Genomic DNA, 21,068 nt, shown 5'->3' with positions numbered 1-21,068 from the left:
TTCTAACTCGCCTTACCACTCACGAGTCGCCAGCTCGGAACGGACGAGCTCCAGGAGCCGGCCCAGCCAGTTGGCGCCGCTCGAGCTCCAGTACCTCGAAGCCCAGTCGCTGTAGAGCAGGCGGGCGTCGCCCGTGCCGAGCAACGTCGCCGCCATCGCGGGGTGACGCTCGAACTTGTCCCGCAGCAGCGCGGCCATCACGCCCAGCCGGGCCGCCGGCCAGCCCGCCCGCCGGGGCGCCTCCTCACCGAGGGACCGGGCATCGAGGCCACGCGCTGCGGCGGCGATCCGATCGTGCCAAGCGGCGTCGTCGGTGGACAGCGCCCAGTAGGCGTGCATGACGCTCGCGTACTCCCGGCCGCCGTGGATCACCGTCGCCGGGTAGTCGGTCTGCAGAACCTCCAGGCCCGCGGGATCGGGCCAGCCGCTCGGGTGGACGTGCCCGCCCACGACCAGCGGGAGGGTCGTTTCCGGTCCGTCCGCCACCCGCTGCGCCCGGGTCCTGGCGGCACCGGCCTCGCTCCGGCGGAAGTAGCCGAGTGCCTGCTCGCGGACCTCCGGGTTCACCGTGATCGTCCGGCCCGGGTTCCGGGCCGGGATCGTCTCGCCCGCCTCGGCGAGCAGGATCCGCACCGGTACGTCGTTCTGGTCCATGTCGCCGAGCACGTAAATCCGCCGGTGCTCGGGCACCGCGTGGTACGCCTCGCGGACGATCTCGAGGTTCGCCGGGGTCGGATCCGCGGCGTAATCCAGCAGCGCGTTCCAGCAGCGCCGGGAGGAATCCGGCCGGTCGTTGAGGTCGTCCACCTCGTCGGCGAGCTCGCCGATCACCAGCTCCGGGGTCAGCCACGACTCCAGTGCCGGCACGGTTCCCCGCGCCGTGCCGGTGATGAACAGCGGTGCGCCCTCGGGCGGGGTCAGGGTCAGCGTGCCGTCGTCGAACGCGGCGCGGAGACCGTCGAAATCGGTTGTTTCGTACTGCCAGCGGACGACGCCGTCCGCGAAGACGCCGAGCGTGGCGAGCGCGTAATAGTCACCTTTGTGCACGAAGACGAGGCGTTGCCGCCCCTCGACGACGTCACCGCCGGCCACGCGCGACGTCGGAGTGCTGTCCGGCATGCCGGCGAGCCTAACGGCAGATCACGAGTCGCCCGCCGGGATCGGGTCGTCGTACTCGCCCGGCGGGCCGGCGTACTCGCGGGCGCCGTCCGGGAACGGCCACGGGTTCGGGACGCAGCCGTGCAGCCCGAGCGTCTGCTGCTCCATCACCGGCGCCGGCTTGCCCGGGCCGGGGCACAGCTCGTGGCCCTGGCCCAGCCGGTGGCCGGTCTCGTGGGTGACCATGTACTGCCGGTAGACGTCGAGCGGGGCGCCGTAGTCCGGGACGGCGTTGGCCCAGCGGGCCACGTTGAGCACGACGTTGCTGCCGTTGCGGCAGGAGGTGTAGCTGTCCGGCGTGCCGCCGCACAGCTTGTCGCGGCTGGCCGGCGTCGCGAGGTAGATGGTGAAGTCGGCCATGTCGCCCGGCCCGACCTGCTGCAGCCGCCACTGCCCGCCGGCGGTCCAGCCCCGCGGGTCGCCGAGGATGGTGCGGATGCTCTTGGCGAACTCGGCGGCCCCGACACCGTCGATGTCGGTTTCGACGGCGATCCGGTAGCGCATCAGCCGGCCGGAGTTCCCGGCGACCTCGTCGCTGCCGGGGGTGAACATCCACTGGCCGGACCCGGTCCGCGGGAAGCTGATGGCGGCCGCGGCGGGCGCGGGCTGCGTCACCGGCGCCCGCTCGTCCGGCGGCGGCGGGACCGCGGTGGCGTCCCCGATGGCGGTGAGGACCGGCCCGGCCGCGGGCGCGGCCACGGGCTGTCTTTCCGCACCGCACCCGCCCACCGCCAGGGCGAGCACGGCGGCGGCCGCGGCCCGTCTCGCGGTTTTCGGCATGGGTCCTCCCGGGTGCGCGGTGTCAGAAGGACATACGGACCGCGGCCGGGAAAAGTTGCCGTGACCTGCGGTGGCGGAGCGTCACCGCAGTTCAGGACCCCTGGGTGTGACGGCGACCACAGCGGGTCAGGCCAGGAACTTGCGGAGCACCTCGGTGACCTGGCGGATCTCCGCCGTCCGGACGTTCTCCTGCTTCGTGTGCGCCAAAGTCGGGTTTCCCGGGCCGAAGTTCACCGCCGGCATGCCCCGCGCCGCGAAGCGGGCCACGTCCGTCCAGCCCAGCTTCGCCGCCGCGCGGCCGCCCGCCGCTGTCACCAGTTCCGCCGCCGCCGGGGCGGACAGGCCCGGCAGGGCGCCCGGCGACATGTCCACAACGGACAGTTCGAAGCCGGTGAACACCTCGCGCAGGTGACGTTCGGCCGCCGCCGGGTCGCGGTCCGGGGCGAAGCGGTGGTTCACCGTCAGCACCGCCGCGTCCGGGACGACGTTGCCCGCCACGCCGCCGCTGATCGACGTCGCCTGCAAGCCCTCGCGGTAGGTCAGGCCGTCGATGTCCACGATCCGCGGCGTGTACTCCGCCAGCCGCCGCAGCGGCTCGGCGAGCGCGTGGATCGCGTTCTCGCCCATCCACGCCCGCGCGGTGTGCGCGCGCGTACCGGAAAGCCGCAGCTCGACGCGCATGGTGCCCTGGCAGCCGGCCTCGATCACGCCGTTCGACGGCTCGCCGACGATCGCCAGGTCGCCCGCCAGCCACTCCGGCAGCTCGCGCTCGATGCGGCCGAGGCCGTTCTTGACCGCTTCGACCTCTTCGTTGTCGTAGAACACGAAGGTGACGTCGTGCTTGGGCGACGGCAGTGTCGCCGCCAGGTGCAGGAAGACCGCGTCGCCGCCCTTCATGTCGACCGTGCCCAGACCGTGCAGGATCTCCTCGTCACCGGTACCTTCGCGCCGCGAGGGCAGGTTGCCGTTCTCCGGCACGGTGTCCAGGTGCCCGGCGAGCACGACCCGCGACCCGCGGCCGAGGTCGGTCCGCGCGAGGACGGCGTCCCCGTTGCGGACGACCTCGAGGTGCGGTGCCTGCGCCTGCAGCGCCTCCTGCACCGCCGTCGCGATCTCGGCCTCGGCGCCGGACACGCTGAAGATGTCCACCAGCGCTGCGGTCAGGTCCACCGGGTCGGCGTGCAGGTCGAGGCTCATGCCCCGCACGCTACCGTGGGGGTGTGCGTAAGTTCCCGGTCGCCGTGGGTGGCGCGTTGCTGGTCCTGGTCCTGTCGGGCTGCGGGAACGAGGCAGGCCCGGCACCCAGGCCGCAGGCCGGCGAGCCCGGCCCGGACGCGCTCCCGACGAAGCTGGACGCGCTGACCGCCGACCAGTGCTACGCGAGCCCGCGCACCCAGCTGCCGAAGGGCTGTGAGAAGTACGTCACGGAGGTCGCGAACGTGCCGGGCGCGGCCCGCAAGCGCGCCGACGACCGCGACCCGCAGCTGGTCGCCGAGGCCGCCAAGCTGGAGCAGGCCGTCGGGTCGTTCCGGGGCGCGGGCTGCACCACCGTCCCGGCCGCGGGCGGCGACTGCTCGCAGGCGCTCGTCGACATCGCCGGCGCCCTCGCGGGCCTGAAGAAGCAGGTAGACGCCCGGCCCACGAGTGGTTGATCCGCGTCACTCCACTACGGTGAGGGCCGTGAGCGAGCAGAGCCCGAACCCCGAAACGACCGGCGCCAGCGGCGTCGGGCTGGCCACCGTCACGACCGACGGGACGGTCCTCGACACCTGGTACCCGCACCCGAAGCTGATCGACGGTGGCACCGCCGGCACGGAGCGGCTGAGCGCGGACGAGGCGAAGGAGCTGCTCGGCGAAGCCGCCGCGGCCCTGCTCGGCCCGGACACCGACCGCGGGGTCGAGGTCGTCGCCGTGCGCACCACGATCGGCAAGCTCGCCGATGCGCCCGCGGACACCCACGACATGTACCTGCGGCTGCACCTGCTCTCGCACCGGCTGGTCCGCCCGCACGGCCAGAACCTCGACGGCATGTTCGGCCTGCTGGCCAACGTCGTGTGGACCAACCACGGCCCGTGCCCGGTCGAAGGCTTCGAGACGACCCGGCTGCGGCTGCGGGCGCGCGGCCCGGTGACCGTCTACAGCGTCGACAAGTTCCCGCGGATGGTCGACTACGTCATGCCCTCCGGCGTCCGGATCGGCGACGCCGACCGCGTCCGGCTCGGCGCGCACCTGGCGTCCGGCACGACCGTCATGCACGAAGGCTTCGTCAACTTCAACGCCGGCACGCTCGGCGCGTCGATGGTCGAGGGCCGGATCTCGGCCGGCGTGGTCGTCGGCGACGGCTCGGACGTCGGCGGCGGCGCGTCGATCATGGGCACGCTCTCGGGCGGCGGCAAGGAGACCATCTCCCTCGGCGAGCGCTGCCTGATCGGCGCGAACGGCGGCGTGGGCATCTCGCTCGGCGACGACTCGGTCGTCGAGGCGGGGCTGTACGTCACGGCGGGCACGAAGGTCGTCGTCGAAGGCAAGGTCGTCAAGGCCCGCGAGCTCAACGGCATCTCGGGCGCGGTCTTCCGGCGCAACTCGGGGACGGGCGCGGTCGAGGTCGTGCCGCGCACCGGCGCCGGCGTCGAGCTGAACGCCGCATTGCACGCGAACGACTGAGGCTCCTCGTTCACCTACCATTCATGTGGTGACCACCGAATCGTTGCCTCGCACGCCGGCCGAGCTGGGTCTGCCGGAGCTCCCGATCGCGGCTCGGCCGGCCGATCCGGCGGTCCACCACGTCCGCGCCAAGCTCGACCGGGAGATCCGCGCCCTGCTCGCGCACGAACCCGGCACGCGCTCGGGCGCGGATCCTGAGGACCTGCACCAGATGCGCGTGGCGCTGCGGCGGATGCGCAGCGTGCTGAAGCTGTCCGGCAAGCTGGTCGGCGACGGCGCCGAGCCGGTGCGCGCGGAGCTCGGCTGGCTCGGCCAGTCGCTCGGCGAGGTGCGGGACTACGACGTGCTGATCGGGCACCTGCGCGAGGTCATCGCCGGCTTCGAGGTCCGGGACCAGGCGGCGGGCCGCCGCCTGGTCTCGAAGTTCGTCAGCGAGCGCGCCGCGGCGAAGCGGCGGCTGACCCGGGCGCTGTCCAGCGCCCGGTACTCGACGCTGCTGCGCGAGGTGAGCCTGCTGACCCGGGCCGAGCCCGCGCCGGAGGTCACCGGCCGGCACGACCTGATCACCGGCCTGGCGAAGCCGCACCGCAGGCTGGCGAAGGCGGTCGGCGCCCTGCCGGCCGACCCACCGGACGACGACCTGCACGCGCTGCGCATCCACGGCAAGAAGCTCCGCTACGCGGCCGAGCTGGCCCAGACGTCGGCGAAGAAGAAGCAGGCGGCCCGGATCAAGAAGCTGCTCAAGGCGACGAAGGACTTCCAGACGGTGCTGGGTGATCACCAGGACGCCGTGGTCGCGGCGGAGCGGATGCGCACGGTCCTGGAGTCGGTGGACGGCCCCGTCGGGTTCGTCGCGGGCCGCATCGCCGAGCGCGAGCTGAGCCGCCGCACCGAGGCCCGCGCGGTCTGGCGGAAGTCCTGGAAAGCGGTGGACGCGGCCGCCAAGGCCCTCCACGCCTGAGCGTCGTGAGTGGTAAGGCGCGTTAGAACTCGCCTTACCACTCACGAGCCGGTGATCGACCAGACGTAACCGTCGGGGCGGATCACCACCCGGCGGCCGGGTTGGGCCTCGTAGGCCGCGTACGCGTGGCCGCCCTCGTCGACCAGGTCGGTCCCCATCGCCGCGCTGCCCGCCGGCAGGATCCGGTACCCCGGCGTCTCGCCCGTCCCGAACAGCAGCTCCGTCGCGTGCGGGCCGCGGAACAGCTCGAACAGCCGGACCCGCTTCCCGTTCGCGTCGGCCAGCGGCGCATCCGGCGCCCGGTCGCCCGGCCGCAGCTCCCCGGTCCCCGCCGGCGACAGCGGGCCGCCCCGGTACGAGATGTCCAGCTGCTGCGTGTCCTCCCCGCGGCGGTGGGCGTCCTCGTCGCCGTCGACGTACTTCTGCAGCAGGTCCGCCGTGACCCCCAGGACCCGGGCCGCGACCGTGCGCCGCTCGATCTCGTAGCTGTCCAGCAGCTCCGGCGCGCCGTCCGCGAGCTTCCAGCCCAGGTTGTAGCCGTCCTGGACGCCGGTGTTCAGGCCCTGGCCGCCCGTCGGCGGGTGGACGTGCGCCGCGTCGCCGGCCAGGAACACCCGGCCGTCGCGGAAGCGGGCCGCCAGCCGGACGTTCGGCCGCCACACCGTCGACCACGCCAGGTCGGACAGCTTGACCTGGCCCCCGCTCAACGCGTCGAGCCGGGCCTGCACGGCGGGCAGGGCCGTCTCGACGTCCGTTTCGCCGTCGCGGAGCGACGCGCCGAACTGGAAGTGCGGCGTCCCCGGCAGCGGGCTGAACATCATGCCGCTCATCGGCTCGTCCGGCGTCGCGAACCAGTGGCCGTAATTCCGGTCGAGCCCTTCGGCCACGACGTCGCCGAGCAGCATCCGGATCGACTCGTCGGTCGTGCCTTCGAACGCGATCCCCAGCGTCTTGCGCACGAAGCTCTTGCCGCCGTCCGCGCCGACCAGGTACGCCGCGCGAACCGTCTCGCCCGTGCTCAGGGTCGCCGTGACGCCGTCGGCGTCCTGCTCGAACCCGGCCAGCGCGGTGTTCAGCTCGACGCGGACGCCGAACTCGGCCAGCCGGTCGCGCAGGATGCCCTCGGTCTGCGACTGGCCCAGGAACCAGCCGGTCGGGTACGGCCTGGCCGACGTCGGCTCGACCGGGTCGAACATCATCCGCTCGCCGACCACCTCGCCGCCGAGGTGGATCTTCAGCGGCACCGGGGCCATGCCCGCGGCCAGCACCGCGTCGAGCACGCCCAGGTCCTCGAACACCTCCAGCGTGCGCGGCTGGAGCCCGTCGCCGCGCGAGCCGGCGAAGTACGTCTCGGCCTTGTCGATGATCCGCACGGCGACGTCGCGCCGCGCCAGCTCGATGGCCAGCGTCAGCCCGGTCGGTCCCGCTCCCGCGATCAGCACCCGTGTGTCCATGTCGTCCTCCCAGTGAATTAATATTCAGTGAATCTAAATTCAGAATGGCGCTGCTAGCGTCCTCTGTCAAGGGAGGTGCCGATGACGGCGACGAGCCGCAGGGAGAAAGCCGCGGAGACCGAGAGCGCGCTCAAGGCCGCGGCCAAGCGCGTCTTCGCCCGGAAGGGCTACCTGAACACGAAGATCACGGACATCACCGCCGAAGCGGGCCGTGCCGCGGGGTCGTTCTACAACCACTTCGCGGGCAAGGAAGAGCTGCTCGAAGCGCTCCTGGCCGACATCGCGGCGTCCGGCGACGAGAGCGCCGACAGCGAAGACCATCTGGCCGACTTCAGCAACCCCGACGCGGTGCGCTGGCACGTCAAGCAGTACTGGGGCTTCTACCGGGACAACGCCGCGACCATGCTGGCCCTGCGCCAGGCGGCGATGGTCAGCGAGTCGTTCGCGCGCACGCTCGCGCAGTTCGGTGCGTCCCAGGCCGCCGACCTGGACGACCACCTCGCGCACATCACCCGCGCCGGGTTGAAGCTGCCCACGACGCCGGACCGGTGCGGGATGCTGATGTACAACCTCGTCGACGCTTTCGCGGCGACGTGGCTGCACGGCTCACCGCCGGACTGGACCCCGCCGACCGACGAAGAAGCCGTCGAACTGCTCACGCGGTTCGTCTACCGGGGCCTGACCGGCCGGGACTACTGAGTCAGCCGCTCCACGGCGGCGTCGACGCGCTCGTCCGTCGCGGTCAGCGCGACCCGGACGTGCTTGCCACCCTTCGGGCCGTAGAACGTGCCGGGCGCGACCAGGATCCCGCGCTCGGCGAGCCACTGGACCGTTGCGGAAGCGGTCTCGTCCCTGGTGGCCCAGAGGTAGAGCCCGGCTTCGGAGTGGTCGATGCGGAAGCCGTTGTCCTGCAGCGCCTTCCGCAGGACGAGCCGGCGGCGGGCGTAGCGCTCGCGCTGGACGTGCAGGGCCTCGTCGTCGGCCAGCGCGGCGACCATGGCCTCCTGGACCGGGCGCGGCACGATCATGCCCGCGTGCTTGCGGACGTCGAGCAGCCGCTTGATCAGCCGGGGGTCACCGGTGAGGAACCCGGCGCGGTAGCTGGCCAGGTTCGCCGACTTCGACAGCGAGTGGACCGCGATCAGCCCGTCGGTCCGGCCGTCGCAGACGTCCGGGTGCAGCACCGACAGCGGGTCGGTCTCCCAGCCGAGCGCCAGGTAGCACTCGTCGGAGACCACGACGACGTCCCGCTCGCGCGCCCATTCGACGACCTTGCGCAGGTGCTCGACGGGCAGCACCTTGCCGGTCGGGTTGGACGGCGAGTTCAGCCAGATCATCGCCGGTTTCTGCGGGCCGAGCGCGGTCAGGCCGTCGGTCCGCAGGATCGACGCGCCCGCCAGCAGCGCCCCGACCTCGTACGTCGGGTAGGCCAGCTCCGGGATGACGACGACGTCACCGGGCCCGAAGCCGAGCAGCCGCGGCAGCCAGGCCACGGCCTCTTTGGACCCGATCGTCGGCAGCACCGCGTCCGGCTCGATGCCCTCGACGCCGTGGCGCCGCGAAAGCGCCCCGCGCGCGGCTTCCCGGAGGGCCGGGATGCCGTGCGTGGTCGGGTAGCCCGGGATCTCCGAAACCGACGCGAGCGCCTCGCGGATCCCGGCCGGGACGGGGTCGACCGGCGTGCCGATGGAGAGGTCGACGACCCCACCGGGATGCGCCTGCGCCGTGGCCTTGACCTCGGCGAGCGAATCCCAGGGGAAGTCGGGCAGCGCGACCGGGCTCATTCGCCCTGCGGGGGCAGCGCCTTGATGAAGGCCGGGTCGTGCGCGGTCTTGCCCACCTTGGACGCGCCGCCGGGCGAGCCCAGCTCGTCGAAGAAGTCGACGTTGGCCTTGGTGTAGTCCGACCAGTTGTCCGGGACGTCGTCCTCGTAGTAGATCGCCTCGACCGGGCAGACCGGCTCGCAGGCGCCGCAGTCGACGCACTCGTCGGGGTGGATGTACAGCATCCGCTCGCCCTCGTAGATGCAGTCCACGGGGCACTCGTCGATACACGCCTTGTCGAGCACGTCGACGCAGGGCTCGGCGATCACGTAGGTCACTGCGCACTCCCGCATATCTCTGCAAAGACAGTCTCTGCAAACAGCCAGTCGGGGCCGACATTACGCGGCGTCGGCACCCGTTCGGTCGGTGAGGCAAGCCTTAGCCATACCCCGGGTATGGCGCTCACCTCTCCCGGCGGCGCGCGGGCGGGTTCGCCCGGGCGTCACCGGTGATGACGAAGCGCGGCTTGGGGGCTTCGTCCTCGGTCTTCTTCTCCCCCACAGCCCGGTTGAACCCCTCGGAGATCTCGTCGACGAGCTTCTCGCTGTGCCGCTCGTCCTTGCGCTGGATGCCCACCGCCACCTCCAGAAGAAATCCGCTCCCGCGACTTTCACCGCCTCCGTCACAATCTAGCGGTGAACGCCCCCGAAAGGCTCGAAACCACCTGCAGCAGAGCATGGCCACCGCTGGTCGAGGAACCCCTAGGTGAGTGGTCCCTGCGCTGGGCGGACGGGTTCACCGGCCGCGCGAACAGCGCACTTGCGGTCGGCGACCCCGGCCGCCCGGTCGGCGGCGCCCTGCGCGCGGTGTGTGACTTCGCCCACGCCAGGGGGATCGCCCCTATGGTCCAGGTGGTCCGGGACAGCCCGAACGAGCACGCGATCGCGGCCGCGGGCTGGGTGCCGGCGACCCACCACGGCGCCGGACACGAGGTCGCCGTCCTCACCGCCCCGCTGACCCCGGCACCTCCCATCCCGGGTTGCGCCGTCCACGACGAACCCACGCCCGGCTGGTGGGACCTCACGCTGAACCCGGGTGAAGACTCCCCCGTCGCGCGGCAGGTCCTGACCGGCGGGAAGGTCGGCTACGGCGTCGCGACCGAGGGTGCCGGCACGGCGGCGGTGGTCCGCGGTGCCCTGGTCGACGACTGGCTGCACGTCGGACGGCTCGAAGTCGCTCCCGCCTTCCGCCGCCGTGGGCTGGCGTCCGCGCTGATGGGCGCCGTGCAGACCTGGGGCACGGAACACGGGGCGGGCCACGCGGTGTTGCAGGTGGCGGAGGGGAACTCGGGCGCGCTCGCGCTCTACGCGGGGCTCGGCTACGCCCTGCATCACAGATACCGGTACTGGGTGCCCGCACCCGGCTCGTGCGAGGATTCGACGTCGTGAAGATCGTGGTAGTGGTCGGCGGAGTGGGCGGGGCCCGCTTCCTGCTGGGTGTCAAGGCAGCGCTGGGCATGGCACCCGAGGGTGCCTCCGAGTCGGAGCACGAGGTGACGGCGCTGGTCAACACCGGCGACGACGTCTGGATGCACGGGCTGCGGATCTGCCCCGACCTGGACACCTGCATGTACACCCTGGGCGGCGGGATCGACTCCGAACGCGGCTGGGGGCACTCGGGCGAGACCTGGGTCGTCAAGGAGGAGCTGGCGGCCTACGGCGCCGACCCGGACTGGTTCGGCCTCGGCGACAAGGACATCGCCACCCACCTCATCCGGTCGCGGATGCTGCGCGCGGGCTACCCGCTGTCGGCGGTGACCGAGGCGCTGTGCGACCGCTGGCAGCCCGGCGTCCGGCTGCTGCCGATGTCGGACGACCGCGTCGAGACGCACGTCGTGATCGACGACCCGGAGCAGGACGGCCAGCAGAAGGCCATCCACTTCCAGGAGTGGTGGGTGCGCTACCGCGCCGAGCCGAAGGCGCACTCGATCGTCGCGGTCGGGGCCGAGGAGGCCAAGCCCGCGCCGGGTGTCCTGGAGGCGATCTCGGGGGCCGATGCGGTGCTGTTCGCGCCGTCGAACCCGGTCGTGTCGGTGGGCACCGTGCTGGGCGTTCCCGGGGTGCGCGACGCGCTGCGCAAGACGTCCGCCGGCGTCGTCGGCGTGTCGCCGATCATCGGCGGCAAGGCGCTGCGCGGGATGGCCGACGCGTGCCTGACCGCGATCGGCGTCGAGACGTCGGCGGAGGCCGTCGGCCGGCACTACGGCTCGCGCAAGGACGGCGGCGTGCTGGACGGCTGGCTGATCGCCGAGGGCGAGACCGCCGACGTGCCGGGCGTGACCGTCCGCGACGTCCCGCTGCTGATGTCCGATGTGGACGCGACCGCGGCGATGGCCCGCGCCGCCCTCGAACTGGCTGGAGCCCCCGTTGAGTGACCACGCTTCCCCCAAGCTGGAGATCCTGCCCGTCACCGGGCTGCCGGAGTTCCGCCCGGGCGACGACCTGACCGGCGCGATCGTGACCGCCGCGCCCTGGCTGCGCTCCGGTGACGTCCTGGTCGTGACCAGCAAGATCGTCTCGAAGGCCGAGGGCAGGCTGGTGCGCGTGCCGTCGGACCCCGAAGCCCGCGACGCCGAACGCCGGAAGCTCGTCGAGCAGGAGGCCGTGCGGATCGTCGCGCGGATCGCGCGCACGGTGATCACCCAGAACCACCTCGGGATCGTGCAGGCCGCGTCCGGCATCGACGCGTCCAATGTGGCCGGTGACGAGGTCGCGCTGCTGCCCGCCGACCCGGACGCGTCGGCGCTGGCGCTGCGCAACGGGCTGCGGGACCGGCTCGGCGTCGAGGTCGCCGTGGTCGTCACCGACACGATGGGCCGCGCGTGGCGGGTCGGGCAGACCGACGCCGCCATCGGCTCGTCCGGGCTGCGCGTGCTGCACGCCTACCGCGGGGAGGTCGACGGGCAGGGCAACGAGCTGGCCGTCACCGAGGTGGCCGTCGCCGACGAGCTCGCCGCGGCCGCCGACCTGGTCAAGGGCAAGCTGGGCGGGACGCCGGTCGCGGTGGTCCGCGGGCTCCGCCTGGAGGACGACGGTTCGACCGCACGCGACCTCATCCGCCCGCTGGAGGAGGACCTGTTCCGGCTGGGCGCCAACGAAGCGGTCGCGCAGGGCCGGCGCGAGGCCGTCCCGGCCCGGCGCTCGGTGCGGCAGTTCGCCGACGAGCCGGTGTCCCCCACCTCGATCCGCCGGGCGGTGGGGTCCGCGCTGACCGCACCCGCGCCGCACCACACGCACCCGGTGCGGTTCGTCTGGCTGCGCGACCCCGGCGTCCGGAAGAAGCTGCTCGACGCGATGCGCGAGTCGTGGCAGGCCGACCTGACCGGGGACGGCTTCACGCCGGAGCAGATCGCGAAGCGGCTCGGCCGCGGCGACATCCTGTACCGGGCCCCGGAAGTGGTGATCCCGTTCCTCGTCCCGGACGGCGCGCACACCTACCGCGACGACCGCCGCAACGACTGCGAGAAGACGATGTTCACCGTGGCCGGGGGCGCCGCGGTGCAGGGCCTGCTGGTCGCGCTGGCGGCCGAGGGCCTGGGTTCGTGCTGGATCGGGTCGACGATCTTCGCCGCCGGCATCGTCCGGGAGGTGCTCGGTCTGGACGAGCGCTGGCAGCCGCTGGGCTCGGTCGCCATCGGCGTGCCGCTCACCGAGCCGGAACCGCGTGGACCGGCGCTGGCCGGGGAAGGGCTGCTGGAGCTGTGAGCCTGCACGCGGACGCCGTGGAGACGCTGTCGTCGTGGCGGCCCGGTCTCGCTTCCCAGGAGTCGCTGCGGCAGGCGTTCCTCGGGTTCCTGGCCGCCCGGGAAGATTCCTGTCAGCGCTCCTGCGCGGCCGGGCACCTGACGGCGTCGGCCGTGGTCCTGGACCACACCGGCACCCAGGTGCTGCTGACGCTGCACCCGCGGGTCGGCCGGTGGCTGCAGCTGGGCGGCCACTGCGAGCCGTCGGACGCGTCGCTGGCCGGCGCGGCGCTGCGGGAGGCGACCGAGGAGTCCGGGATGCCCGGGCTGCGGCTCGCCCCCGAGCCGGTGCACCTGGACGTCCACCCGATCACGTGCTCGCTCGGGGTGCCCACGCGGCACTTCGACGTCCGGTTCGCGGTGCACGCCCCGCCGGGGGCTTCGCCGGTGCGGAGCGACGAGTCCGACGACCTGCGGTGGTGGCCGGTGAACGCGCTCCCGGCGGGGTCGGACGATCTCGCCGATCTGGTGAAAGCGGCCGTTCCTGTCGGTGCCGGGCACTAACCTGGAGTGCGGACAGGGAGGGACCACATGGCTACGCAGTTCCCCGAGCGGGTGCACTTCCACTCCGGCGGCGGTGGCGGCGGCGGGGTGTTCGGCTACATCGTCGTCGGGTTGCTGATCCTGGCGATCATCGTGTTCGTGATCGTCGTGGTGGTGCGGGTGTCGAAGATGCGCCGCGAAGAAGCGATGAAGAACGGCGGGCAGTTCCCGCCGAACCCGGGTTTCCCGTCACAGCAAGGGTTTACGCAGCAAGGTTTTGCGCCACCGGGTCCGCCGCAGCAGGGGTTCACCCAGCCGGGGTTCGCGCCGCCGTCGCAAGGGTTCCCCCAGCAGCAGCCCGGTTACCCGCCCTCGCCGCAGCAGGGATTCCCGCAGCAGCCGACGACGCAGCAGTACTCGCCGCAGGGGCCGACGTTCCCGCAACAGCAGTTGCCGGGGCCGGGAGCGGGGCCGCAGAGCTGGTGATCGTCCCCTTCGACAGCGGATCGCCGGTCCCGCCGTACGAGCAGGTCCGGTCGGGGCTCGCAACGCGGATCAACGACCGCAGCCTGGCGGTGGGCACGAAGCTGCCCACCGTCCGGCAGCTGGCGGCCGACCTCGGCATCGCCCCGAACACGGTGGCCAGGGCGTACCGCGAGCTGGAGGAAGCGGGCCTGATCGAGACGCGCGGCCGGGCGGGCAGCTTCGTCGCGGCGGCGGGCGACCAGAGCCGCCGCCGAGCCCAGCAGGCGGCGGCGGAATACGCGAAAACCACCCGTAAGCTCGGCCTCGACGACGCCGAGGCGCTGTCGATCGTCCGCGCGGCACTCGACGAGGGGACCGGCTGATGCTCAGCGTCCTGGCGCTGCTGATCCTGCTGCTGGTGATCGGCGCCATCGTCGCGGTGGTGCTGGTCGTGGTGAACTCGAACAAGCCGAAGCAACCGCCGTACCCGGGGTACCAGCAGCACCCGCCGCAGCAAGGGTTCCCGGGCCAGCAGCCGCCGGGGTACCCGCCTCAGCAGCCGCCGTACCCGGGCCGGCCGGGTGGCTATCCCCCACAGCAGTAAGGGAAATCGGCTGCGGCCATCCGTGCCCCGCCTTCACATCGCGCGGTAGTCGCGCAGCTCGATCCGCGGTCCGAACCGGGGCCGCCGATGGCCGGCCGCCTCCAGGTACCGCACCGCCCGCTGCCGCTGCGGTGCGTACGGTGCCAGCAGCTCCGCCATCCCCGCGTCGTCGGTCTTCCGGCCCAGCAACGCGTTCCCCACCATCGACGGGATGTTGTAGTCGCCGAAGCTCACCGCGTCCGGGTCGCCCCACGCGCGCTGGGCGATCTCCGCCGCCGTCCACACCCCGATGCCCGGCACCTGGCGCAGCCAGTGCCGCCCCTCGAGTCCGCGCAGCTCCACCGCGCGCTCCAGGTGGTGGGCCACGCCGGCGGCGTTGAACAGCGCCGTCCGGCGCTTGATGTCCACGCCCGCCCGATGCCAGTGCCAGTCCGGCAAGGCCCGGATCTGCGCCGGCGTCGGGGGCACCCGCAGCTGCTCGGGGGCCGGCCCCGGCGCGCGCGAGCCGAACCGGCGGCACAGCTCGGCCCACGAGCGGATCGCCTCCTTGCCCGCCACCTTCTGCTCCAGCACCGCCAGCACCAGCCAGTCCCACACCACCCCAGTCGCGCCGAGCCGCAGGCCGGGGGCCGACCGGCGGGCCCGCGCCACGACGTCGTGGTGCGCGACGAACTCCGAGTCGTCGTCGTTCGCGCCGAGCAGCGCCGGGACGCCGCTGAGCAGGCGGTCCTTGCCGTCGCCCCAGGCCGCCGCCTCGATGTGGCCGTCCGGGTGGCGGCGCAGCGCCAGCGTTCCCTGGCCGTCGGGGGTGTTCGACGCCAGCCAGGTGATGCCGCGCTCGTCGGTCAGGATGTTGAGGGACCCGCGCCCGCGCTTCAGCGGACGCAGGACCCCGTCCAGGTCGACTTCGAACGCGGGACGCCAGTACATCGGCTAGGCGTCGCTCGAGAAGCGGATGGAGCCGTCGGGCAGCACGACGTCCGGCCAGATCCGGGCGCCTTCCAGCAGTTCGCAGCCCGCCCCGACGGACACGCCGTCGCCCAGCACCACCCCGCGCAGCACCGCACCGGCGCCGACGCGGGCGCCGTGGCCCAGCACCGAGCGCTCGACCACCGCGCCTTCGGAGACGGCCGCGCCGTCGAACAGGACCGAGCCGTCGATCTTCGCGCCCGAACCGACGACCGCCGCGACGCCGATCGTCGAACCGCCGCTGAGCTGGGCGTCTTCCGCCACCGACGCGCCGTCGAGCACCAGGAATTCGCCGGGGCGGCCGGGCAGCGCCGACGTCGGGGCCAGGCCGCGCACGAGGTCGGCCGAGCCGCGCACGAACGCTTCCGGCGTGCCGACGTCCAGCCAGTAGGAAGTGTCGACGAACCCCTGGATGTGCGCGCCCTGCTCCAGCAGCTGCGGGAACGTCTCGCGCTCCACCGAGACGCGGCGCCCGGCCGGGATGGCCTCGATCACCGGGCGGCGGAAGACGTAGCAGCCGGCGTTGATCTGGTCGGTCGGCGGGTTCGGCGTCTTCTCGAGGAACGCCTGGACGCGGCCGGTCTCGTCGGTCGGCACCGAGCCGAAGCGGCTCGGGTCCGGCACGCGCTGCAGGTGGAGCGTGACGTCGGCGGCCGACTCGCGGTGCACCCGCAGCTGCTCGCCGAGGTCCGAGCCGGAGATGATGTCGCCGTTGAAGACGATCACCTGCTCGGCGCGCAGCTTGTCGTAGACGTTCCGGATGGCGCCGGCGGTGTCGAGCGGCTCCTCCTCGACCACGTACTCGAGCTCCAGGCCGATCGACTTGCCGTCGCCGAAGTACTCCTCGAACACCTCCGCACGGTAGCTCGTGCCCAGCACGACGTGCCGGATCCCGGCCTCGCGGATGCGGGAGAACAGGTGACTCAGGTACGGCGTCCCGGCTGTCGGGAGCATCGGCTTGGGTGCCGACAGCGTCAATGGCCGGAGGCGCGTGCCCTTGCCCCCGACAAGGACGACGGCGTCGACAGCGTCGGTTCGGACCTCGGACGTCACGGAAATCTCCTCTTTTATCACGCACCGCTGAGCGACAAGCCGCGGGAAACCCTGACGGAGGTCGCCCGGAGGGCCTACCCTAGACAGGAAACAGGCGGGCCTTTCCCCAGAGGGCCCCGGGTCAGTCGGGAGGCCGAGGGGATGGACCCCCGCGATCGGGCGGACGCCCTGCTCGCACGAGCCCAGGCGCGCGGTGTGTTCGTCGTGACACCCGACAGCGCGACGTCACCGATGGACTCGTCGAACACCCAGCAGATCCCGCGCGCGCAGATCGACGGGCTCGACCGCAGCCGGGACCCCGACACGACCACGCAGCTGCCGGCGTCGCTGATCGAGGAGAACGACCACCCGCTGGCCGGCTCGGCGCCGACCCGGCGGATGGAGGTCCAGGGCGGCCGCCGCCCGCAGCAGACGACGCCGCTGAGCACGCCGTCGCCGACGACACCGCTGCCCACGCCGCTGTCGCGCCGGCCCCAGGCCGAGCAGATCACGAGCCCGCTGAAGGAGCCCGATCCGGAGGACACCGGCCTGGTGCCGACGGTGACGCAGAACATCGGCAAGTCCGACCTCTCGCGCCGGCTCGACGGGATCTAGCGGGTTTCGAGCTTCAGCCGCAGCGCGAGGCCGAGCTTCACGGCGGCCAGCACCGGCTTCCAGGCGAGCCCCTGGTGGCGGTCGGCGAGGTAGCGGTAGGCGCTGGCGTGGTGCGCGGCGAGCATCTTCTTCGACGCCTGCGACGTCGAGTGACCGCCTTCGTGCGTGACGCGCGACGACGGCGCGTAGACGTTCAGCCAGCCGGCCTTGGCCAGCCGGTCGCCGAGGTCGACGTCCTCGAAGTACATGAAGTAGCGCGTGTCGAAGCCGCCGACGGAGTCGAACGCCTCGCGGCGGATCAGCTGGCACGAGCCGGACAGCCAGCCCGAGACGCGCTCGACGGGGGCCCCGGTCTCCTGCCGGTACTGCTTCGTCCAGGGGTTGCCGGGCCAGACCTTCCCGAAGACGGCGTGCCCGATCCCGCGCCCGAAGGACGGCAGCAGCCGCGCCGAGGGGTAGACCGTGCCGTCGAGACCGTGGATGAGCGGCCCGAAGGCACCCCCGCGCGGCCACCGCTCGGTGACCTCCAGGAGGGCGTCGAGCGACCCGGGCTCCCATTCGAGGTCCGGGTTGACGACGACGACCCAGCCGTAGGAGTCGTCGAGCTCGGCGACGCCCCGGTTGGCGGCGGTCCCGTAGCCGACGTTCTCCCCGATGCTGAGCACCTGCACGTTCTTCCGGCCGTCGGCGACCCGCTCGAGGGCCCCCTCGACGGACGCGTTGTCCGCGACGACCACCTTGACCTCGCGCTCGGTGGCCTTCTCGAGGGTGTCGAGGAACCGCTCGATGGTGTCCTCGGAGAAGTAGGTCACGGTCACGACGCCGACACCGTCGCCATAGCGGGATTGCTCAGTCACCCGGCCATTGTCCACTCGTCACGCAGGGCAACCCCGCCACCCCGGAGGCCGTGACGGAAGCGCCGACACGCGTGATCAGAAAGCCGACACGCGTGATTGAGAGGTCGACACACTCCGCGAGCCGGTCGCCGCCGTGTCGACCCTTCGATCACGCGTGTCGACCTGCCAATCACGCGTGTCGACGCTTCGATCACGGTTCAGCGGGTGCGGAGGTGGCGGGACCAGGCTTTGGCGTACGCCTCGCGGTGCCGTTCCGCCGTCGTGGCCCACGAGAACTCCTTCGCGCGCTGCTGCGCCGCCGTGGCCAGCTCCGCGCGGCGGCCCGGGTCGTCCAGCAGCTCGCCCAGCGCTGCCGCGACGTCGCCCGCGCCGACGCCGCAGTACGCCACCGCGTCGCCGCCCACCTCCGGCAACGACAGCCTTCGCGTCGTCAGCACGCACGCGCCGCACGCCATCGCCTCCAGCACCGGCAGGCCGAATCCCTCGCCCAACGACGGATACGCCACCAGCTCCGCGCCGCCCAGGAACCCCGCCAGCGTGCCGAACGGCAGGTAGCCCGCCCGGATGACGCGCAGCCGGTGCGGGACCGCGTCCAGGGCCCGCTCCACCTGCGTGTCCCAGCCCGGCTGGCCCGCCAGGACCAGCGCCGGGGCGTCGCGGCGGCCGGCGACCGCGCGGGCGAAGCCGCGGATCAACGCCGGCACGTTCTTCCGGGGCTCCAGCGCGCCCAGGAACGCCACGTACGGGGTCCGCCCCAAGCCGACCGCCGCGCGCGCCGCGGCGACCTCCGCGGGGGACGGCGGGTGGAAGCGCTCGCTGTCCACTCCGTGGTGAATCACTTCCAAGGATGCGTGCCGGACCGGGCCGACGCGGGCCAGCTCCGTGGCCGTCGCGGCCGAGGGCACCACGCACAGCGTCGCGCGCCGGAGCGCCGTCGCCGTCCACGCGCGGAAGAAGCGGGCCTTCACCGACGAGTGCAGCACCGCGTCGGTGAAGAACGTCGCGTCGTGCAGCGTGACCACCGAGGCCGCCGACGTCGCGAGCGGCATCGTGTAGTGCGGTGAGTGGACGACGTCCGCGCCGAGGCGGCGGGCCAGCCGCGGCAGCGTCGCCTGTTCCCAGGTCAGCCGGGCCGTGCGGGTGGTCGTCGCCGGCGAGGCGGGCACGACGCGGGAGCGCGGGGCCAGCCGATCGTAAAGCTGCAGGTCGCGGGGCTGGCAGACGACGGTGATCCGGGCCCCGTCCGTGTCGAGGGCGGCGACGAGCGAATCCACGTACCGGCCGACCCCGCCGCGGTCCGCGGGAACCGCGGTCGCGTCGATCAGCACCCGGGGGTCATCGCTCACCCCAGCAGAGTACGGCGGCGCACCCGCGCCTTGGTGGGGAACTGGCAAACCGGGCAGGTGGCAGCCTCGGTGCGGCTCGTTCAGTCGTGCGCCCGCCGGTGGATCGCCCAGACGGCCTCCGCGGCGCGCCGCCAGGTGAAGGCGCGGGCCCGCTCCCGGCCCGACCGGACCAGCTCCGCCGCCAGCGACCGCGATCCCAGCACCTCGCGCAGCGCCTTCGCCAGCGCCGCCGCGTCCCCGCGGGGCACCATCACGCCCGCGCCGCCGGCCACTTCGGCCAGCGCCGGGACGTCGGTGTGCACCACCGGGACCCCGGCCGCCATCGCCTCGAGCAGGCCCAGCCCGAACCCTTCGGCGAGGCTCGGCACGGCCAGCACGTCGGCCCGGCGCAGCGCGGTCGCCAGCTGGGCGTCGGTCACCTTCCCGAGCATCCGCAGCCGCTCCGCGGGCAGGCCGCGTTCGCGCGCCAGCGCCACCGGGTCGACGCCGCCCCAGCCCGGCTGGCCGGCCAGCACGAGCGCCGTGCCGTCCAGCGCCGCGACCGCGTCGACCAGCACGTCGATCCCCTTGCGCGGCTCGATCGTGCCGACCGCCAGCACGTACTGCGCCGGGAGGTCCAGCTCGGCCGAGCCCGGCAGCACCCGCACGCCGTGCGGAACGACCCGCACCGGCACGTCGACGTCGATGAGCACCGCCAGCTCGTCGGCGACCGCCCGCGTCGGCACGACCAGCCCGGACGCCCTTCGCGCGGCCCGCGCGATCATCGACCGGTGCCAGCTGACGCCGCGCGCGGTGAGCGTCTCGGGGTGCGTCCACGGCACGGTGTCGTGCACGGTCACGCTCAGCGTCTTCCCGGCCGGGGCGCGCGGCGGCGCGAACGGCGTCGGCGCGTGCACGGCGTCGCCGCCCGGCCACCAGCGCAGGCCCAGCTGCCACGCGGCGACCAGCGCGCGCGGCGGGATCCGCAGCACCCGCGGCCCGTCGACGCCGTCCAGCCGGGCCGCGTCCACGTCGGCGTGCCGCGCGACGACGCTGGACACCGTCCAGCCCGGCGGCGCGGTCTTCGCGAGCGCGGGGAGCAGCTCGGCCGTGTAGCGCCCGGTGCCACCGGGCACGGGCGCGAGGAGCTGCTCGGCGAGCACGACCAGTTCGGGCACGCGGCTATTGTGCGGGACGTGACCGTCAATCCCGCCACCACGGTGGTAGTCGTGACCTGGCGGGGTGCCGGGCACGTCACGGCCTGCCTCGACGCGCTCGCCGCGCAGACGCGTCCACATCGGACGCTCGTGGTGGACAACGCCTCCGACGACGGCACCGCCGCCCTGCTCGCGGCCCATCCCTCGCGCCCCGAAGTACTCCGTCTCCCGCGCAACACGGGGTACGCGGGAGCGCTCGCCGTTGCCACCGGGAAGGTCGCAACGCCGTTCATGGCGTGGCTGAACGACGACGCCGAACCCGCGCCGGACTGGCTCGCCACCCTGGAGGACGTCCTCGAAAAGGCGCCGCTGGCCGCTGCGGCGACCTCGCTGCTCGTGCGGCCCGACGGCGGCACGCAGTCCGCCGGCGTCCGGCTGACCGCCGACGGCCACGGCGCCGACGTCACCGAGCCCGCCGGCGAGGTGTTCGGCTTCTGCGGCGGGGCGGCGCTGCTGCGCACCGACGCCCTGAAGAGCGTGCACGGCGTCCCGGCCGGATTCTTCTGTTATTACGAGGACACCGACACGGCGTGGCGGCTGCGGCTGGCCGGGTGGGACGTCGTCGCGGCGCCGGACGCCCGCGTCCGGCACGCCCACGGCGTCAGCAGCGACCTCGGCTCGCCCCTGTTCCACCGCTGGAACGAGCGCAACCGGCTGCTCATGCTGCTGCGCTGCGCGCCCCGCGACGTCGCCGTGAAACAGCTGATCAGGTTCGCGGCGCTGACGGCGGTGCTGCCGCTGCGGCCGGGGCGGCCGGCCGCGGCGAACTTCCGGTTCAGCCTGCGCTGCCGGGTGGTGGCCGAGGTGGCCCTGCGGCTACCAGCGACGTTGCTCGCCCGCCGCAAGATCACCCGCCGCGCGGCGCTCGGCCGAGGCGCGGTCTGGGAGGCGTGGGCGGGCCTTTAAGCTTGCCCTCTAC

Annotated in this window: 25 protein-coding genes; 13 read left to right on the top strand and 12 right to left on the bottom strand. The window is 73.1% G+C overall.

From position 1 onward, the window contains the following. Nucleotides 1–12: 12 nt before the first annotated feature. From AB0M93_RS46485 to dapE, 3 genes are all read right to left on the bottom strand, one after another. On the bottom strand, nt 13–1,119 hold the full coding sequence (locus AB0M93_RS46485; protein WP_364287187.1) for an NADAR family protein: 1,107 nt from the start codon (nt 1,117–1,119) through the stop codon (nt 13–15). A gap of 21 nt (nt 1,120–1,140) precedes the next feature. After that, nucleotides 1,141–1,938 (bottom strand): DUF3152 domain-containing protein, encoded by a 798-nt coding sequence (locus AB0M93_RS46480; RefSeq protein ID WP_364287184.1) that lies wholly within the window; start codon nt 1,936–1,938, stop codon nt 1,141–1,143. A gap of 126 nt (nt 1,939–2,064) precedes the next feature. Next, the gene (dapE, locus tag AB0M93_RS46475) at nt 2,065–3,135 is read right to left on the bottom strand and encodes a succinyl-diaminopimelate desuccinylase (protein ID WP_364287181.1); all 1,071 of its coding nucleotides are present in this window, start codon (nt 3,133–3,135) and stop codon (nt 2,065–2,067) included. Between the two features lie 44 nt (nt 3,136–3,179). On the opposite strand from dapE, the gene AB0M93_RS46470 reads away from it, so the two are divergent. From AB0M93_RS46470 to AB0M93_RS46460, 3 genes are read left to right on the top strand one after another with little or no spacing between them, the layout of a single operon-like run. Then, entirely contained in the window at nt 3,180–3,590 is a 411-nt protein-coding gene (locus tag AB0M93_RS46470) for a hypothetical protein (protein ID WP_364287260.1), read from the top strand. Nucleotides 3,591–3,618: 28 nt separating this feature from the next. Further along, a complete protein-coding gene (gene dapD / locus AB0M93_RS46465) occupies nt 3,619–4,602 on the top strand; it encodes a 2,3,4,5-tetrahydropyridine-2,6-dicarboxylate N-succinyltransferase (protein WP_364287178.1) in 984 nt (327 codons plus the stop codon). 28 nt (nt 4,603–4,630) lie between these two features. Continuing rightward, nucleotides 4,631–5,563, top strand: coding sequence for a CHAD domain-containing protein (locus AB0M93_RS46460; RefSeq protein WP_364287175.1), 933 nt, complete (start codon nt 4,631–4,633; stop codon nt 5,561–5,563). 41 nt (nt 5,564–5,604) lie between these two features. Here AB0M93_RS46460 and AB0M93_RS46455 read toward each other — a convergent pair whose 3' ends face one another. Beyond that, a complete protein-coding gene (locus tag AB0M93_RS46455) occupies nt 5,605–7,017 on the bottom strand; it encodes an FAD-dependent monooxygenase (RefSeq protein ID WP_364287172.1) in 1,413 nt (470 codons plus the stop codon). Nucleotides 7,018–7,098: 81 nt separating this feature from the next. Between AB0M93_RS46455 and AB0M93_RS46450 the strand changes: the two genes are divergently transcribed. Then, nucleotides 7,099–7,716, top strand: a complete 618-nt coding sequence (locus AB0M93_RS46450; protein ID WP_364287169.1) for a TetR/AcrR family transcriptional regulator — start codon at nt 7,099–7,101, stop codon at nt 7,714–7,716. Here AB0M93_RS46450 and dapC read toward each other — a convergent pair. The 3 genes from dapC to AB0M93_RS46435 all read right to left on the bottom strand — a co-directional run bounded on the left by dapC (nt 7,710) and on the right by AB0M93_RS46435 (nt 9,416). Further along, the gene (dapC, locus tag AB0M93_RS46445) at nt 7,710–8,801 is read right to left on the bottom strand and encodes a succinyldiaminopimelate transaminase (RefSeq protein ID WP_364287166.1); all 1,092 of its coding nucleotides are present in this window, start codon (nt 8,799–8,801) and stop codon (nt 7,710–7,712) included. The two genes, AB0M93_RS46450 and dapC, sit on opposite strands and share 7 nt — an antisense overlap. Further along, on the bottom strand, nt 8,798–9,118 hold the full coding sequence (gene fdxA / locus AB0M93_RS46440; RefSeq protein WP_003083029.1) for a ferredoxin: 321 nt from the start codon (nt 9,116–9,118) through the stop codon (nt 8,798–8,800). Before fdxA ends, dapC begins: the two co-directional genes overlap by 4 nt. 124 nt (nt 9,119–9,242) lie before the next feature. Continuing rightward, complete coding sequence (locus AB0M93_RS46435) at nt 9,243–9,416, bottom strand: hypothetical protein (protein WP_364287163.1); 174 nt, start codon at nt 9,414–9,416, stop codon at nt 9,243–9,245. Nucleotides 9,417–9,475: 59 nt separating this feature from the next. Here AB0M93_RS46435 and AB0M93_RS46430 point away from each other — a divergent pair, with 59 nt between their 5' ends. The 7 genes from AB0M93_RS46430 to AB0M93_RS46400 are packed head-to-tail and all read left to right on the top strand — an operon-like array spanning nt 9,476 to nt 14,134. After that, entirely contained in the window at nt 9,476–10,228 is a 753-nt protein-coding gene (locus AB0M93_RS46430) for a GNAT family N-acetyltransferase (RefSeq protein ID WP_364287160.1), read from the top strand. After that, nucleotides 10,225–11,214 (top strand): 2-phospho-L-lactate transferase, encoded by a 990-nt coding sequence (gene cofD, locus AB0M93_RS46425; protein ID WP_364287157.1) that lies wholly within the window; start codon nt 10,225–10,227, stop codon nt 11,212–11,214. The genes AB0M93_RS46430 and cofD overlap by 4 nt, the downstream gene beginning before the upstream one ends. After that, a complete protein-coding gene (locus AB0M93_RS46420) occupies nt 11,150–12,544 on the top strand; it encodes a coenzyme F420-0:L-glutamate ligase (RefSeq protein ID WP_364287154.1) in 1,395 nt (464 codons plus the stop codon). The genes cofD and AB0M93_RS46420 overlap by 65 nt, the downstream gene beginning before the upstream one ends. Beyond that, entirely contained in the window at nt 12,541–13,086 is a 546-nt protein-coding gene (locus AB0M93_RS46415) for an NUDIX hydrolase (protein WP_364287151.1), read from the top strand. The genes AB0M93_RS46420 and AB0M93_RS46415 overlap by 4 nt, the downstream gene beginning before the upstream one ends. 27 nt (nt 13,087–13,113) lie before the next feature. Beyond that, nucleotides 13,114–13,551: a hypothetical protein gene (locus AB0M93_RS46410; RefSeq protein ID WP_364287148.1), complete on the top strand. Its 438-nt coding sequence runs from the start codon at nt 13,114–13,116 to the stop codon at nt 13,549–13,551. Beyond that, complete coding sequence (locus tag AB0M93_RS46405) at nt 13,548–13,913, top strand: GntR family transcriptional regulator (protein ID WP_364287145.1); 366 nt, start codon at nt 13,548–13,550, stop codon at nt 13,911–13,913. The genes AB0M93_RS46410 and AB0M93_RS46405 overlap by 4 nt, the downstream gene beginning before the upstream one ends. Next, nucleotides 13,913–14,134: a hypothetical protein gene (locus tag AB0M93_RS46400; RefSeq protein ID WP_364287142.1), complete on the top strand. Its 222-nt coding sequence runs from the start codon at nt 13,913–13,915 to the stop codon at nt 14,132–14,134. The genes AB0M93_RS46405 and AB0M93_RS46400 overlap by 1 nt, the downstream gene beginning before the upstream one ends. Before the next feature lie 33 nt (nt 14,135–14,167). Here AB0M93_RS46400 and AB0M93_RS46395 read toward each other — a convergent pair whose 3' ends face one another. Then, nucleotides 14,168–15,064 carry a DNA-3-methyladenine glycosylase 2 family protein gene (locus tag AB0M93_RS46395; RefSeq protein ID WP_364287139.1) on the bottom strand — a complete coding sequence of 299 codons (897 nt, stop codon included), beginning with the start codon at nt 15,062–15,064 and terminating at the stop codon, nt 14,168–14,170. Nucleotides 15,065–15,067: 3 nt separating this feature from the next. Next, the gene (locus AB0M93_RS46390; protein ID WP_364287136.1) at nt 15,068–16,156 is read right to left on the bottom strand and encodes an NDP-sugar synthase; all 1,089 of its coding nucleotides are present in this window, start codon (nt 16,154–16,156) and stop codon (nt 15,068–15,070) included. 141 nt (nt 16,157–16,297) lie between these two features. Between AB0M93_RS46390 and AB0M93_RS46385 the strand changes: the two genes are divergently transcribed. Then, nucleotides 16,298–16,750 carry a hypothetical protein gene (locus AB0M93_RS46385; RefSeq protein ID WP_364287131.1) on the top strand — a complete coding sequence of 151 codons (453 nt, stop codon included), beginning with the start codon at nt 16,298–16,300 and terminating at the stop codon, nt 16,748–16,750. Here AB0M93_RS46385 and AB0M93_RS46380 read toward each other — a convergent pair. The 3 genes from AB0M93_RS46380 to AB0M93_RS46370 form a co-directional block, all read right to left on the bottom strand. Next, nucleotides 16,747–17,607 carry a glycosyltransferase family 2 protein gene (locus tag AB0M93_RS46380; protein ID WP_364287125.1) on the bottom strand — a complete coding sequence of 287 codons (861 nt, stop codon included), beginning with the start codon at nt 17,605–17,607 and terminating at the stop codon, nt 16,747–16,749. The two genes, AB0M93_RS46385 and AB0M93_RS46380, sit on opposite strands and share 4 nt — an antisense overlap. A 197-nt stretch (nt 17,608–17,804) precedes the next feature. Further along, nucleotides 17,805–18,935, bottom strand: a complete 1,131-nt coding sequence (locus tag AB0M93_RS46375) for a glycosyltransferase family 1 protein (RefSeq protein WP_364287257.1) — start codon at nt 18,933–18,935, stop codon at nt 17,805–17,807. 98 nt (nt 18,936–19,033) lie between these two features. Further along, nucleotides 19,034–20,110: a glycosyltransferase family 1 protein gene (locus AB0M93_RS46370; protein WP_364287123.1), complete on the bottom strand. Its 1,077-nt coding sequence runs from the start codon at nt 20,108–20,110 to the stop codon at nt 19,034–19,036. A 9-nt stretch (nt 20,111–20,119) separates the two neighbouring features. Between AB0M93_RS46370 and AB0M93_RS46365 the strand changes: the two genes are divergently transcribed. Continuing rightward, a complete protein-coding gene (locus tag AB0M93_RS46365) occupies nt 20,120–21,055 on the top strand; it encodes a glycosyltransferase family 2 protein (protein ID WP_364287120.1) in 936 nt (311 codons plus the stop codon). The last annotated feature ends 13 nt before the right edge of the window (nt 21,056–21,068 follow it).

Origin of the sequence: Amycolatopsis sp. NPDC051102 (assembly GCF_040682815.1) — a bacterium.
GTDB lineage: Bacteria > Actinomycetota > Actinomycetes > Mycobacteriales > Pseudonocardiaceae > Amycolatopsis.
This window is presented reverse-complemented; position numbering and strand designations above follow the sequence as displayed.

Excerpts from the sequence above, each read along its gene's own strand:
- AB0M93_RS46485 (WP_364287187.1), bottom strand. The coding sequence starts at position 1,119 with ATGCCGGACAGCACTCCGACGTCGCGCGTGGCCGGCGGTGACGTCGTC.
- dapE (WP_364287181.1), bottom strand. The coding sequence starts at position 3,135 with ATGAGCCTCGACCTGCACGCCGACCCGGTGGACCTGACCGCAGCGCTG.
- AB0M93_RS46410 (WP_364287148.1), top strand. The coding sequence starts at position 13,114 with ATGGCTACGCAGTTCCCCGAGCGGGTGCACTTCCACTCCGGCGGCGGT.
- AB0M93_RS46395 (WP_364287139.1), bottom strand. The coding sequence starts at position 15,064 with ATGTACTGGCGTCCCGCGTTCGAAGTCGACCTGGACGGGGTCCTGCGT.
- AB0M93_RS46385 (WP_364287131.1), top strand. The coding sequence starts at position 16,298 with ATGGACCCCCGCGATCGGGCGGACGCCCTGCTCGCACGAGCCCAGGCG.
- dapC (WP_364287166.1), bottom strand. The coding sequence starts at position 8,801 with ATGAGCCCGGTCGCGCTGCCCGACTTCCCCTGGGATTCGCTCGCCGAG.
- AB0M93_RS46400 (WP_364287142.1), top strand. The coding sequence starts at position 13,913 with ATGCTCAGCGTCCTGGCGCTGCTGATCCTGCTGCTGGTGATCGGCGCC.
- AB0M93_RS46455 (WP_364287172.1), bottom strand. The coding sequence starts at position 7,017 with ATGGACACACGGGTGCTGATCGCGGGAGCGGGACCGACCGGGCTGACG.
- AB0M93_RS46450 (WP_364287169.1), top strand. The coding sequence starts at position 7,099 with ATGACGGCGACGAGCCGCAGGGAGAAAGCCGCGGAGACCGAGAGCGCG.
- AB0M93_RS46420 (WP_364287154.1), top strand. The coding sequence starts at position 11,150 with ATGTGGACGCGACCGCGGCGATGGCCCGCGCCGCCCTCGAACTGGCTG.
- AB0M93_RS46480 (WP_364287184.1), bottom strand. The coding sequence starts at position 1,938 with ATGCCGAAAACCGCGAGACGGGCCGCGGCCGCCGCCGTGCTCGCCCTG.